This window comes from Arenibacterium halophilum (assembly GCF_005938225.1).
GTDB classification, from domain to species: Bacteria; Pseudomonadota; Alphaproteobacteria; order Rhodobacterales; family Rhodobacteraceae; genus Arenibacterium; species Arenibacterium halophilum.
Window position 1 is genome coordinate 374954 of sequence record NZ_VCPC01000003.1, and the last position, 14575, is coordinate 389528.

Genomic DNA, 14575 nt, shown 5'->3' on the forward strand with positions numbered 1-14575 from the left:
ATCTGGTCCCATGAGTGCAAAGGTCAGGTTGTATGTAGAGCAGGCGCTGGGGCAGGGGCAAACGGTTCCTGTGGCGCGCGATCAGGCGCATTACCTGTTTGGGGTGATGCGGCTGGCTGTTGGCGCGCGGGTTGCGCTGTTCAACGGGCGCGATGGCGAATGGCAGGCCGAGGTGAGCGAAGCCGGCAAGCGCGGCGGGATGCTGACCTGCGTCGAACAGTCGGCACCGCTGCGGATGCCGCCTGACCTGTGGCTGCTGTTTGCCCCGATCAAGAAGGCGCGCACCGATTTCATCGTGGAAAAGGCGGTCGAGTTGGGCGTGGCGCGGATCGTGCCGGTGCAGACCGATTTCACCAATTCCGAACGCATCCGGCAGGACAGGTTGCAGGCCCATGCCATCGAGGCGGCCGAGCAATGCGGCGCGACTATGGTGCCCGAAGTGGCCGATCTGCACCGCCTGGACCGGCTGCTTGATGGCTGGGACGCCGCCCGCCACCTTGTGTTCTGTGACGAGGCACAGGCGGGCGAACGCGCGGGTATGGATGCCGTGCCGCCCGGCCCGGCGGCGGTTCTGATCGGCCCCGAAGGCGGGTTTTCCGAAGCCGAACGCGCGCGGTTGCACGGTCGTGATTGGGCCACTCCGGTGGCGCTTGGCCCGCGAATCCTGCGCGCCGATACGGCGGCGGTGGCGGCAATCACATTGTGGCAGACACATCTGGGGGATTGGAGATGAGCTTTCTGCGACCCGAAGCCAAAGCCGCGCTGTGGCGCGGGCGCGAGGTACTGGCCGGTCTGGCGATCGGGCTGGTTGGCCTCAGCTGGATATCGGGTCCGGCAGGGTTGCTGGGCTGGGTCGGCTGGGCGCTTGTTCTCGGCGGTCTTGTCCTGCTGGTGGCCGGGATGCAGCGCATGAGGTTTCGCGGCAAGGGCGAAGGCGGCCCCGGCGTGGTCAGCGTGGATGAAGGGCAGATCAGCTATTTCGGGCCTTTGACCGGCGGCGCCATCGCCGCGCAGGATCTGGAGCGGCTGACGCTTGACCCAAGTGCAAAGCCTGCGCATTGGGTGCTGACCCAGCCGGGCGTGCCCGCGCTGGCGATCCCGGTGAACGCCGCCGGGTCCGAGGCGCTGTTTGACGTGTTTGCCACCCTGCCGGGCATTCGGACCGAAAGGATGCTGGCCAATCTTGAGGGCTCGGGCGAACATCCGGTGGTTATCTGGGAACGTACCCCGTCGCGCCCGCCGCATCTGCGGCTGAACTGATCCCTGCGATCTGGCGCACAGCAGGGGCTGCGCCAATGGCGGGTTGACAGCCCGCGTCAACCGCTTCACCTCTGACCCGGCACGAAACATTGGGAATATTCCGACATGTCGATCCCTCAGTCCGGCGGCGGGCCGATCGAACGCCACGAGCAGCTTGCCGAATACCTTGCGGATGGATGCAAGCCAAAGGACCAGTGGCGCATCGGAACCGAGCACGAGAAATTCGGTTACTGCAAGGATACGCTGCGCCCGATCCCCTATGAAGGCGAACGCTCGGTCCACGCGGTGCTGGCGGGGCTGCGCGACGTGCACGGCTGGGCCCCGGTCGAAGAAGGCGGCAAGCTGATCGGCCTGACCAAGGGCGGCGCCAACGTCAGCCTTGAACCGGGCGGGCAGCTGGAACTGTCGGGCGCGCCGGTCGAAACGATCCACGAAACCTGCGACGAGGTGAACGAACACCTGCGCGAGGTCAAGGACGTGGCCGACAAGGTCGGCGTGGGCTTTATCGGGTTGGGCAGCGCGCCCGAGTGGACCCACGAAGACATGCCGCTGATGCCAAAGGGCCGCTACAAGCTGATGGACGGCTACATGCAGACGGTAGGCACGCTGGGCCAGACCATGATGCGCCGCACCTGCACGGTGCAGGTCAACCTGGATTTTTCCAGCGAGGCCGACATGGTGCAGAAGATGCGCGTCGCCATCGCGCTGCAACCCGTGGCGACGGCGTTGTTTGCCAATTCGCCCTTCACCGAGGGCAAGCCGAACGGGGTGAAATCCTACCGCAGCAAGGTCTGGCGCAACCTCGACGACGCACGTACAGGCATGGTGCCTTTCGTTTTTGACGAAAGCTTTGGGTTCGAGGCCTGGGTGCAATACGCGCTGGATGTGCCGATGTATTTCGTCTACCGCGACGGCAAATATATCAACGCGCTGGGCCAGTCGTTCCGCGACTTCCTGAAAGGCGAATTGCCCGCCCTGCCGGGTGAAACCCCCACGCTCAGCGATTGGGGCGATCACCTGACCACGCTGTTCCCCGAAGCGCGGATCAAGAAATTCATCGAGATGCGCGGAGCCGATGGTGGACCGTGGCGTCGCCTCTGCGCGTTGCCGGCCTTCTGGGTCGGGCTGATGTATGACCAAGGCGCGTTGGATGCAGCATGGGATATGGTACGCGGCTGGGATGCCGAAACCCGTCAGGCCCTGCGCGTGGCGGCTTCGGAGCAGGGGTTGCAAGCAAAGGTCAACGGGATCGATATGCACGCGTTGGCGCGTGACGTCGTGGCCCTGTCGGACGCCGGGTTGAAAGCCCGCGCCCGGACCGGTGCCGGCGGCATGGTCCCAGACGAGACGCATTTCCTGAACGCGCTGAAGGAAAGCCTCGAAACCGGCCAGGTGCCAGCCGACGAACTTCTGGAGCGATATTATGGCGCGTGGAACGGCGACCTGAGTCGCCTTTACGCAGAATACTCCTACTGATCCGTGACGTGATGCACCCCGCTCGGGCGGATGGGGCAGCTGTTGAGTATTTATGGAATGATGAAGCAGGGGCGCCTTGCCTGTACTTGCTTCACTATTCCTAAAATACTCTGGGCGCGACGCGCGCCGCAGGTCAGACGGTGTGGAGGCTACGTGGTCAGCCAGAGGCGTCCGCCATCGCACCAAGCGCAAGGTCCGAGATGTTTTCCAACGCGTAGGCAGCGGCGCCGCGGGCCCACATCAGGTTGCCCCATTTGTGGATCACGACCTCTGGTGGGGGTTTGTCGATCTGGACGATATCGCCGCGCATCGCCTCGATGACCTTGTTGGCGTAGAGGTGATCGAACTGCATCTGCTCGCCTGCAAGAATAATCAGTTCGGGATCGAAGATATTGACCAGATTGGCGAGGCCGAGTGCGAACATGCGGCCAGCGCGATCCACGATCCGGCCGGCCATGGAATTGCCGTCTCGGGCCGCGCTGAGCAGCTGTTCCAGCCGGGCGTCATCCGGAGTGTCGGGATCATTGCCGGGCATGGTCTGGGCTTCGCGCAGCAGAGCGTAATCGGCGACGTAGGCTTCGAGGCAGCCGCGCTGGCCGCAGCGGCAGAGCGCGCCGTTCAGCTGCACCTTGGTGTGTCCGAATTCCGCCCCGCACCCGCGCGCGCCGCGGTAGAGGTCTCCGCTGATGACCAGACCCATGCCAACGCCGCTTTCGATCGTGACGACGATGAAATCCGAATGCGCCTGCCCGAGGCCAAAGCTTTTTTCCGCCACGGCGACGAGATTGGCGTCGTTGTCGACAAAGGCGGGTCGGTTCAGACGCTGGCACAGGAGATTTGCGAGCTGCACGTTGCGTTCTGACAAGGAGGGCGACCAGTACACCAGCCCTTTTGGCGCGTCCACGACACCGGCAATACCAAGGCCCACGCCAGAGATTTCACCCGGATCGGCCCCGGCTTGGCGGGCCAGATCGGCCACGGCGGAGGCCACGGCTTTGGTCAGCTCGTCCGGTGCAAGGCAGGCGCGGGGCAGGGTGGTTTCCAACTCGGCGATCTGCTGCCCTTCGAAATCCAGCAGAACAAGGGACAGCTTGCGATGCGACAGCTTGCCTCCGGCGACCAGCCGGGCCGCGCCTCGAATTTTCAGATCGACACGGGGCCGACCGCGCCGGGTATCGGGATCGTCATCGGTGCGGGGCACTTCCTCGATCAGGCCATGGGCCATCAGCTCGGCGGTGATAGTCGTGACCGTGGCGCGACTGATCCCGGTCAGGTCGGCCAGTTCGATCCGCGGAATGCGTCCTGCACGTCGGATCTGGGCCAGCAATCTGCGGCGCCCGTATTCTCTTTGTGGCACGGCCATGACGGGCACCAGTCCTTCCCCGCGCCCGTGAAAGAAGGCGCCAGAACACAGTAGATGAATTAATTTGATTTTCAAATTAAAATGAAGCACCATCCGGGAAGACCCCCGTGGAGGACGCCATACCGGCGGCGGGGACATAAAACCGGAGGGAGATCATGAGATTTGTTGCAACGGCGACGGCGGCACTGGCCGGCGCCTTTATCGGAACCGCGGCGCTGGCGCAGGATCTGACCGTTGGCGTCAGCTGGTCGAACTTTCAGGAAGAACGCTGGAAAACCGACGAAGCCGCGATCAAATCGGCGCTGGAGGCGGCGGGCGCGGCCTATATTTCGGCCGACGCGCAGAGCTCGGCCAGCAAGCAGTTGTCGGATGTGGAGAGCCTGATCGCCCAGGGCGCCGACGCGCTGATCATTCTGGCACAAGACAGCCAGGCCATTGGCCCTGCAGTGGATGCCGCCGCCGCCGAGGGCATTCCGGTCGTGGGCTATGACCGGCTGATCGAGGACAACCGCGCCTTTTACCTGACCTTCGACAACGTGGAGGTGGGGCGGATGCAGGCGCGCGCAGTGCTCGAACAGCAGCCCGAGGGCAACTACGTCATGATCAAGGGCTCTCCCACCGATCCGAACGCTGACTTCCTGCGGGGCGGCCAGCAAGAGGTGCTGCAGGCGGCGATTGATGAAGGCAAGATCACCATCGTGGCCGAGGCCTATACGGATGGCTGGCTGCCTGCCAACGCGCAGCGCAACATGGAGCAGATCCTGACCGCGAATGACAACGCGGTGGATGCGGTTGTCGCCTCTAACGACGGTACCGCCGGGGGCGCAGTTGCCGCGCTGACTGCGCAGGGGATGGAAGGCATCCCGGTCTCGGGCCAGGACGGTGACCACGCGGCGCTGAACCGGGTCGCCAAGGGCACCCAGACCGTCAGCGTCTGGAAGGACGCGCGCGAGTTGGGCAAGGCGGCGGGCGAGATCGCCGTGGCGCTGGCCGGGGGTTCCAGGATGTCGGAGGTCGACGGCGCGGCAGAGTGGGACAGCCCGGCGGGCACCACGCTCTGGGCCAAGTTCCTGGCCCCGATGCCGATCACACGCGACAACCTTGGCGCCGTGGTCGATGCCGGATGGATCGAAAAGGACGCCCTGTGTCAGGGCGTTTCGGGCGGACCGGCCCCCTGCAACTGATCGTCTGAACGGCGCAACTGCGCCCTTGCCTCACCGCCTCTGTGGTGGGGCCACCTGCAAGGCCACGAGGGGGGCTGACTATGGCACATAGCGAGATCGACAGCGCTGCGCCTGCACCGCGCAGATCACTTCTGCAAACGCTTGAAATCGACCTGCGCCTGTTGGGCATGATCGGCGCCTTCATCCTCGTCTGCCTTGTGTTCAACGTGCTGACCGATGGCCGTTTCCTCACCCCGCGCAACATCTTCAACCTGACGATCCAAACCGTCAGCGTGGCGATCATGGCAACGGGCATGGTGTTCATCATCGTCACTCGCCACATCGACCTGTCGGTGGGCGCGCTTCTGGCGACCTGTTCGGCCGTGATGGCGATGACGCAGACAGAAATCCTGCCGTACCTGCTCGGGCTCGGGCTGGGCCACCCGCTGACGCCCTGGATCGCCATCGCGGTGGGCGTTATATGTGGCGCGCTTATCGGTGCGTTTCATGGCTGGCTGATCGGATACCTGACGATCCCGGCGTTCATCGTGACGCTGGGCGGGCTGCTGGTCTGGCGCAACGCGGCCTGGTACATCACCAGCGGCAAGACGATTGGCCCGCTGGATGACACGTTTCAGAAATTCGGCGGGATCAACGGTACGCTGGGGGCGTCAGCTTCGTGGGTCGTGGGCTTGCTGGCGCTGGCCGGGGCGCTGTTCGGGCTGTGGGCCGCGCGGCGCAACAAGATCCGCCATGACTTCCCGGTAAAACCGATCTGGGCCGAAGTGGTTCTGGCAGGGGTGATCGGCGCCGCGATCCTTGGCTTCGTGGCCGTGCTGAACGCCTACGAGGTGCCGGCGCGCCGCCTGCAACGGCTGTTCGAAATGCGCGGAGAGGTGATGCCCGAGGGCTTCACCCAATCCTATGGGTTGCCGATTTCGGTGCTTGTGCTGATCGCCATCGCCATTGTCATGACACTCATCGCGCGGCGCACGCGGTTTGGCCGGTATGTCTTTGCCACCGGTGGCAACCCCGATGCGGCCGAACTGTCGGGGATCAACACGCGCTGGCTGACCGTCAAGATTTTCGCCCTTATGGGTGTGCTTTGTGCGATCTCGGCGGTGGTGGCCTCGGCCCGGCTGACCAACCACTCCAACGACATCGGCACGCTGGACGAATTGCGCGTGATCGCGGCGGCCGTGATCGGCGGCACCGCGCTGGCGGGCGGCATGGGCACGATCCACGGCGCGATCCTTGGCGCGCTGATCATGCAATCGCTGCAATCTGGCATGGCGATGGTGGGGGTCGATGCGCCCTTGCAGAACATCGTGGTGGGCGCGGTGCTCGTGCTCGCCGTGCTGATCGACATCATCTATCGCAGACGGACGGGGGCAGCGTGATGGCAGGGCAACAGGGCGAAAAGCTGGTCGAGATGGACGACATCTGCATCAGCTTCGGCGGGGTCCACGCGGTGGATCACGTCAGCGTCGATCTGCACGCGGGCGAGGTTGTCGGCCTGTTGGGTCACAACGGGGCCGGAAAATCGACACTGATCAAGATCCTCTCGGGGGCCTACAAGGCGGATTCCGGCGAGATCCGGATCAAGGGCGCGCCGGTCAAGATCGAAAACCCCCGCGACGCGCGCCGCCACAAGATCGAAACGATCTACCAGACGCTGGCGCTGGCCGACAACCTGGATGCCGCCAGCAACCTGTTCCTGGGGCGCGAGCTGGTGACGCCGCTGGGGCTGGTCGATGACGACGCGATGGAGGCCGAGACCCGCCGCATCATGGCGCAGCTGAACCCGAACTTTCGCAAGTTCAACGCCCCGGTCTCGGCGTTGTCGGGCGGGCAGAGGCAATCCGTCGCCATCGCCCGAGCGGTCTATTTCGATGCGCAGATCCTGATCATGGACGAACCCACCGCCGCGCTGGGCCCGCATGAAACCCAGATGGTGTCCGAACTGATTCAGCGGCTTAAGGCGCAGGGTATCGGGATTTTCCTGATCAGCCACGACATACACGACGTGATGAAACTCTGCGACCGGGCCAGCGTGATGAAGAACGGCAAGCTGGTCGGCACGGTGGATGTGGCGGATGTGACGGATGACGACCTGCTAGGCATGATCATCCTCGGCAAACCGCCCAAGGCGGGCTAGGCGATGGGCACGCCGTCCCGCATGTTGGTGGGCGATGTCGGCGGCACCAACACGCGGCTCGCGCTGGTCGAAGGTGGCTGCACCGGTGCCGTGGCCCGGTATGCCAACGACGCCTTTCCAGATTTCGCCAGCCTCCTCGGCGCCTATATCGAAGATCACAAGCCCGGGTCCGTCACAATCGCCCGCATCGCCGTTGCGGGTCCGGTGACCGGGACGCTGGCAAGGCTGACCAACCGCGACTGGGTGTTCCGGCCGCAGGATATTGCGCTAGCCCTTCCCGGCGGCGGGGCCAAGGTGCAACTGGTCAACGATCTGGTCGCGCTTGGTCATGCGCTTCCGGCCTTGAGGCAGGATCAGCAGAACATTCTGCGCAATCCGGCGAGTCTCGACAGCACGACCAGGCCGGCACTTGTCGTGGGCCTTGGCACGGGGTTCAACGTCTGCCAAGTGCTCACAACATCGGCCGGTCCGCATGTTCTGGGCGCGGAACTGGGGCACGCCAGTCTTCCCTCCACACTGAAGGACGCTCTCGGAAAGTTTTTGCCTGACTCGGAGGAGACTTTTACCACCAACGAACACCTGTTCTCGGGGCGTGGTCTGGAACGGTTGCATCAGCTGCGGACGGGCAGAAGGATCGCCGCGCGCGAGATCGTCGATGGAGCTGGGTCAGATGCGTCGATGACGGCAAGCCTGACGCTTGCGGCGTCGCTGCTTGGCCAGCTGACGCGCGAGCTGGTGTTTCAGTATCTGCCGCTGGGGGGTGTTCATTTCGCCGGCACCGTTGCGCGCGGTTTGCTGCAATCGGGTGCGCACCAGGCTTTCCTTGAAGCCGCCACACGTGATGGTCCCTTCGCAGACCTTGTGGCACAGGCACCGCTATATCTTATCACCGACGACGGCGCCGCACTCACGGGGTTGGCTCGTATGGCTGACGCCAATGGATCGCGCGTCCTTTAGGGTCTAATTTCGCGCTTCCGCACGAAGCCTCCGGCGGGGATATTTGCCCCCCAAAGAAGCAAGGGATTAATTGACATCTTTGGGGTCAAATATCCCGGGGGAGTCCGCGCAGCGGGCGGGGGCAGAGCCCCCTCCAACCTGGCGACTTGTTGGTCCTGTCGGTTTGGATCGCCCAGCGTGGCGCTCAGTAGTCACGCTGAAAGAACAACCCAAGCCCGGTTTCTCCAGTGTTGTTGACCGAGCCCTTGATCGTCAGCTCTTTCGTCAAATCAAGGTTCAGGTTCACTTCGCTGTCGCCTTCGGCGTTGATCGTCACGTCGGTGTAGACATTGTCCGAGATATAGCCGCCAAGGCCGACCTGCGCGCGCCCGTCGTCGTCGGTGCCAAGGTCAAGGTTGTCGACTCCCAGACCCTGACGGACCTTGTCGAGGAACCCGCCCCCGCGGCCCGAAAGCGTGGCAAGCTGAGCGCCCAGTTGCGCCAGTTTCAGCGGCGACAGATCAGTGAACTTGTCACCGAACAGCAGCATCGCCAATGCCTCTTCGCTGGGGCGCTCGGGAACCGAGGTCACCTCGATTCGCGGCGTGCTGGCAGGGCCGGTGACGGCCAGCGTTGCTTCGCCTTCCGAGGTCGAGGTGGTGGCGGCGAAGTTCAGGTAAGGCTCCAGTCGCCCTTGCATCGATACCGATCCCTCGGTCAGGGTCAGGCGGCGGCCGAGTATGTCCATATAGCCCCGGATCAGACCGATCCGCCCTGAGGGGACGACGTTGGCGGTGGTGCCGCCGACGCGCACGCTGCCACCCAGTTCGGCGTTCAGCCCGCGTCCGCGCACGAAGATGCGGCTGGGCGCGTTCAGCACAAGGTCAAGCCCGTAGGCCGCCGACGCGCCGCCACCTTGGTCCAGCAGGCCGGCGCGCGCGCGTGTGCGCCGCGTGGCGCCGGATTCCCCGACATGGCGGATGGTGGGGATTGGCGCGGTGCCGATGGCGCCCGACACGGCGGCGATGTTGATTTCGGTTTCGCCAAAGGTGATTTGCCCGCCGATTGTGCCACCGCCGGTCAGCCCGCCGTCGAAGCGCAGCGCGCCATTCGAGGTAGATTTATAGGACAGGTTGTCTGTCAGCACGATGTTCTGCAAGGCAATGGCAAGCCCTGCATTGAACGGCGCGCTCAGACCGAAAGGGCCGGACACGGTGAACCGCCCACCCGCACGCAAGCCGCCACTGGCGTTGATTTGGGCGCTGCCGCTGCCCAGCCGCACGGATGTATCCAGTCCGGTGATCGCCTGCCCCACGGCGGGAATGGCGACCGATGCACCATTGGCCGTTACAGTGCCCGACAGCGCGTTCAGCCCCGGCGTGCCATTCAGCGCCAGATCAAACCGTGCGGTGCCGGTGATTGAATTCGGCCGGATCACCGCATTTGCGAGCCCCAGTTGCGCCTGCCCCCGCGCTGTCACATCGGCGCGGTTGGCGGCCTGATCATAGGTGCCGTCCAGATCGGCCTCGATCCCGCCGGGGCCTGTCGCCATGGCGTCTAGGCTCCAGACATTGCCGGCGCGGGCGGCTTCGCCCGCTGCCGTCAGCGTCCCCGCGAAATCGGGGACGAGTCGTTGGATGCGCTCCAGCGCCGCGTCGAAATACAGCTGCGCGTCGGTGCTGGCTTCGTCATAGGTGGCGCGGAAAGTGCCCGACAGCCCCGCCGAGCCTTCGGCCACCGCGTTGACCTGCCATGTCTTTTCCTCGAACCGCCGGGCGCGGCCTTTGGCGGCTATGCCGCCCGCAAGATCGGGCAGGAAGGCCTGCACCCGGTCGAAGGCCGCGTCAAAGAACACGTCCAGCGCGCCGGTGGTTTCGGTGAAACTGCCACGGAAATTGCCGGACAGCCCGGCAGTGCCGCCGGTGTCTATCGCGGCGGTCCATGTGGTGTCGGGCGCACGATTGGCGGTGCCTGCGGTGGTGAGCGATCCGGCCAGCTGTGGCACGAAGCGTTCGATGCGCTCGACCGTGGTGTCAAATTCGGTACGCGCGGCGCCGGTGGGTTCATCATAGGTGGCTGCCAGCGTACCGGTCAGCCCCGCGCTGCCGCTGGTCTGCGCTTCGACGTCCCAGGCGCCCGCACCGGAGCGGGTGGCTTTGCCGTCTGCTGCCAGCGTGCCGGCAACCTGGGGGACGAGCCGTTCCAGCCGCTCGAACGCCGCATCGAAGTCCAGGGCCAGATCGCCCGTGCTTTCCGAGAAATCGGCCTGAAAGTCGCCCGTGATCCCCGCGCTGCCGCTGGTGTTGGCTGTGACAGTCCAGCCGGCTTCGGTGCTGCGGCGGGCGGTGCCGGTGGATTGCAGCGTGCCATTCAGGGCGGGTACGAATTTTTCCAGCCCGTTTACCGTGGCGATATAATCGATATCGGCGGCGCCATCGGCCTGCAGCGTGGCGGTGATATTGGCGGTGGTCGCATCGGGTGCGCGGAATTGGACCCGGGCATTCACCACTTCCCCCTGATGGCGCAGATCGCCCGACAGGGTCACCGGCCCCGGCGATTGCGGTACGATGCGGGCCAGGTCGTCCAGACGCGCGCGAAAATCGAAATCGCTGGCGGTGCTTCGGATGGTGCCGCTGGCGGTCGCCTCCAGTGCCTCACCTGTCAGATCGAAGCTGCGCAGGGTCGTGCCGGTTTCATCGCGCATGGCGTCCAGAGCCAGCGAGGTATTGCCGCCGGTGATCGCGTTCAACTGCGCGATGCCTGTGGTCAGATCTCGGGTTTCGGCGGCGAGTTGCAGATCGAAATCGCCGCCTAGGGGCGAGCCGGTGCCGCGCAGCGTGGCATTGGCCGCGCCCGACAGATTGCGCCCGGCCAGATCGGAAAAGCGCGACAGATCGTCGGCTTCGACTTCGGCTTCGCCGGTCAGGCGGAACCCGGTGTCGAGCCCGTCAACACGGCCCGTAACTCGCGCGGCGTAATCGGTGCCGGTCAGCTCGAACCCGTCCAGTTGCACCGCGCCACCCGATTGCCAGTCGACATTGCCGCTCAGGGCCAAGCTGCTGCCCACCGCGCGATTCAGTGCGGGGTTCACCAGCGCAAGGCCGTCAAGCTGGGCGGTGATCGTGCCCACCAGACGGGGCGCGCCGGTCTGGTCCAGCGTGCCGCGCCCGGTCAACTGCGCGCGCTCGGCTTCGAAATCAACCCGGGCAAGGCCGCGCAGATCGGCGTCCAGCGTCCAGCCGTTGCTGGCATCGGCGTCGAATTGCAGCGCGATATTGGCACCCGCAACCGACATCGGCGGCGTCCCGGCGGGCAGGACCACTGTTTGCCCCTCGGGCGGTTCGATGCGCCCGCTCAGATCGGCGCGGCGCAGCTTGCCCGCCGCATCGGTGGTAAGCGCGCCCGTCAGGTTCAGCGCATTGGCAGCCAGCGAAAATTCCGGCAGGTCAAAGCTGCCATCGCCGCCACGTCGTCCCGAAATGGCCAGTTGCGCGGAATTCCCAAAGAACTCGTGGTAAGACGGGGCGATCAACGGAGTCAGATCGCCTGCAAGCTCGGCCGAAAAGGCGGTGCCGGGCTGGTCGCTTCCGTCTTCCTCTTCCGTCAGGCGAATTTGGCCTGCGATGCGTTCCACATCATCAGTCGCCAGCGTGATGTCGATGCCCACGTCCGAAATTGGCCCTGCGCCGCGCGCGGTCAGCGCCAGCGAGGGCCGGTCGGGGATGTTAAGGATCTCGGTGAACAACCCGTCTGCATCCTCGATCACGGAGAGATCCAGCACCAACTCGCGGCTGGAGTTACTGTAATCGGCTTTCAGCGTGATCTGGTCGCCGGGGCGGTCGATCCGGGTCAGCGCGACATCGGCGTCCAGCGCCCCGTCGATCAGGCTCAGCGCGCCCTTGAATGTCAGGTCGGCAGCGCGGCCTGCGACTGGCTCGGCCAATTCCAGCCGGTCAACCGAGATGTCTTCGATGGTGACCGACACGGGCAATTCGGGCAGCGCAAAGGGCTGCGCCTCGGGCGTGGGCAGATCGGGGTCGGTCGTCACGCCGGGGCGGCGGGCCACCGCGATACGCTCGGCGCTCAGCGTTTGCACCTGAAGATTACCGCGCAGCAGGGCCGAGCGGCTCCAATCCAGCACGGCGTTTTCGATGGTCAGCCACACGCCTTCGTCGTCCGACACCGTCAACTGGCGCAGGGTGGCGCGGGTGCTGAGTGCCCCCTCCAGCCCGATCACTCGGACGTTGCGGTTTTCCCCCGACAGCGCGTTCTGCAACAGGTCGGCGATAAAGCCGCCGCTTTCGTCATCCTGCGCAAACGATGGCGTGGCAAGGCAACTCAGCGCCAGAAGAAGGCTCGCAAGAAGACGCATCAAAAGGCCTGCCCGATCCCAAGGTAGAATTGCAGCCCGTCCCCGGTGGACCCGCTGACCGGCTTGGCCAGATCCAACCGGATCGGCCCGATGGCGCCCAGATCATAGCGGATACCGATGCCCGCGCCGGCATGGCGCCGTGAGGAACCGGATACAAAGGAAGAACTGTCGATGGCCCCGATGTCGTAGAACCCGACCAGCGTGATTTTCTGCGCCACACGGGCACGGATTTCGGCAGTGGCGGCCAGCATCGATCGGCCCCCTGCAATGTTGGCGCCCACCGGAATGCCAAGCGATTCATAGGGTTGGCCGCGCACGGTGCCCGCGCCGCCAGAGAAGAACAGCATGTCGGGCGAGATTTCCGACAGCGATGGCCCGACGACCGACCCAAGCTGTACCCGCCCGGCCAGCACGATGCGCCCGTCTTCACCAAAGCTTAGATACCCGCGCCCGTCGGCATAGGCGGCAAGCCCAGATCCCGATCCGCTGATCCCGGCAAAGGGCGTAAGCCGCGCGTTCAGGTAGAACCCTTGCGTCGCGCTGGTTTCCGAATCGCGCCTGTCCCATTCCGCAGTGAAGGGCAGAGAGATCAGATCGAACTTGCGGTCGGTGCCAAAGGCATCGTCGGCCCTGGTCGTGCTGATTTCAAGCGAGGCTTTGGCCATCAGCGTGTCCGAGAAGATGCGCCGCACACCCACGCCCAGCATGGCCCGGTTCAGATCGTAATGGTCGCGGTCAATCCGCTCGATCGAGCCAAGGTAGAACAGGTTGTTGTCGCGGCCCAGCCGCGCGGGGCGGTCAAGGCGGAAGGCAACCCGGCCGTCGATGTCCTGATCGCCGCCAATGTTGCGAATTTCGCCTTCCAGCCGGAATCGTTCGCCCGCACCAAATAGGTTGCGGTGCAGCCATGCGGCTGAGAGCGTCACCCCGCTGTTCGACGCGATCTCGGCGCCAAACGTGATGCGGCGGGGCAGCTGCTCGGCAACATTCGCGGTGAAATCGAGCGTTCCGTCGGCGTTGGGTGTGTCGGCCTCGACAATGCTGACGGAACTAAACACGCCGGTTCGCCGCAGCCGGGCCGCCACGCGCTGAACCATCTCGGGGCTATAGGTTTCATCCCACGGCAACCCGGCGATGCGCTGGATCGCCTCGGTCCGCATCCGCGTGTTGCCGCTGACGGACAGGCGGCCAAACCGCAGCTGCGGACCGGGAATGATGCGGATATCGGCGTCCACCCGGGCGGCGGAGTGATTGGCGGTGATGCTCTGATCGCCCACGCTGGCCTTGGCGTGCCCCACGTTTCGCCAGCCGTCGCGCGCGCCGAGTGCGGCGGCGCGGATTGTGCCAGTGGTGGCGACCTGTCCGGTGGCGAATTCGGGCGGCAGGTCCGTTCCCGGGGCAACCGGGGCGACACGCGCAGTGCCAAAGCGGAACTGGCGACCCGGGTTCACGGTGATGGTGGCACGCGCCACCTGACCTGGCGGGTTGATCAGCGGAATGTTCGACGCCTCGCGCCCGTCCAGCCGGATCGAAACCTGCGGACTGAAATAGCCGGCATCGTACAGCACCTGCACGATTGTGCGGTAATCGGCCAGCGCGGCGGCAAGGATTTCCTGCGGGCTGGTCTGGTCATTGTCCTGCGCGGCCAGTGTCGCGGAAGATCCTTCGATCTGGTCGATCACATCTTCAGGAAGTCCCGGGGCGCTCAGCGTCGATTCGAGCGCGCGCAACGGTCCGGCCATGGCAAGGGCAGCCAGACAGGCGGCGGCGACAATGTTGAACGCTGTTTTGCGATTCGGCGAAAACCCCACCAGTACCGTCACTTACCCCAATGCCCCTATCAGTCG

At 65.0% G+C, this 14575-nt stretch carries 10 protein-coding genes; 7 read left to right on the top strand and 3 right to left on the bottom strand.

The features are described from left to right. The first annotated feature begins 10 nt into the window (after positions 1–10). The 3 genes from FGK64_RS15040 (at position 11) to FGK64_RS15050 (ending at position 2736) form a co-directional block, all read left to right on the top strand. On the top strand, positions 11–733 hold the full coding sequence (locus FGK64_RS15040) for a 16S rRNA (uracil(1498)-N(3))-methyltransferase (protein ID WP_138864653.1): 723 nt from the start codon (positions 11–13) through the stop codon (positions 731–733). Continuing rightward, positions 730–1260 (top strand): hypothetical protein, encoded by a 531-nt coding sequence (locus FGK64_RS15045; protein WP_138864654.1) that lies wholly within the window; start codon positions 730–732, stop codon positions 1258–1260. Before FGK64_RS15040 ends, FGK64_RS15045 begins: the two co-directional genes overlap by 4 nt. 105 nt (positions 1261–1365) lie before the next feature. Then, positions 1366–2736 (top strand): glutamate--cysteine ligase, encoded by a 1371-nt coding sequence (locus FGK64_RS15050; RefSeq protein ID WP_138864655.1) that lies wholly within the window; start codon positions 1366–1368, stop codon positions 2734–2736. 157 nt (positions 2737–2893) lie between these two features. Here the strand turns inward: FGK64_RS15050 and FGK64_RS15055 are convergent, their stop codons facing one another. After that, positions 2894–4099 (bottom strand): ROK family transcriptional regulator, encoded by a 1206-nt coding sequence (locus tag FGK64_RS15055; RefSeq protein WP_138864656.1) that lies wholly within the window; start codon positions 4097–4099, stop codon positions 2894–2896. Between the two features lie 155 nt (positions 4100–4254). Here FGK64_RS15055 and xylF point away from each other — a divergent pair, with 155 nt between their 5' ends. The 4 genes from xylF (at position 4255) to FGK64_RS15075 (ending at position 8377) form a co-directional block, all read left to right on the top strand. Continuing rightward, positions 4255–5283, top strand: coding sequence for a D-xylose ABC transporter substrate-binding protein (xylF, locus tag FGK64_RS15060; protein ID WP_138864657.1), 1029 nt, complete (start codon positions 4255–4257; stop codon positions 5281–5283). 80 nt (positions 5284–5363) lie between these two features. Beyond that, on the top strand, positions 5364–6662 hold the full coding sequence (locus tag FGK64_RS15065; protein WP_138864658.1) for a sugar ABC transporter permease: 1299 nt from the start codon (positions 5364–5366) through the stop codon (positions 6660–6662). Then, positions 6662–7420 (top strand): ATP-binding cassette domain-containing protein, encoded by a 759-nt coding sequence (locus FGK64_RS15070; RefSeq protein ID WP_138864659.1) that lies wholly within the window; start codon positions 6662–6664, stop codon positions 7418–7420. Before FGK64_RS15065 ends, FGK64_RS15070 begins: the two co-directional genes overlap by 1 nt. A 3-nt stretch (positions 7421–7423) precedes the next feature. After that, the gene (locus tag FGK64_RS15075) at positions 7424–8377 is read left to right on the top strand and encodes a glucokinase (protein ID WP_138864660.1); all 954 of its coding nucleotides are present in this window, start codon (positions 7424–7426) and stop codon (positions 8375–8377) included. Between the two features lie 184 nt (positions 8378–8561). On the opposite strand, the gene FGK64_RS15080 is transcribed toward FGK64_RS15075, so the two are convergent. Both FGK64_RS15080 and FGK64_RS15085 read right to left on the bottom strand, forming a co-directional pair. Then, complete coding sequence (locus tag FGK64_RS15080; protein ID WP_138864661.1) at positions 8562–12728, bottom strand: translocation/assembly module TamB domain-containing protein; 4167 nt, start codon at positions 12726–12728, stop codon at positions 8562–8564. Further along, positions 12728–14551 (bottom strand): autotransporter assembly complex protein TamA, encoded by a 1824-nt coding sequence (locus FGK64_RS15085; protein WP_246057782.1) that lies wholly within the window; start codon positions 14549–14551, stop codon positions 12728–12730. Before FGK64_RS15085 ends, FGK64_RS15080 begins: the two co-directional genes overlap by 1 nt. Positions 14552–14575 lie beyond the last annotated feature (24 nt).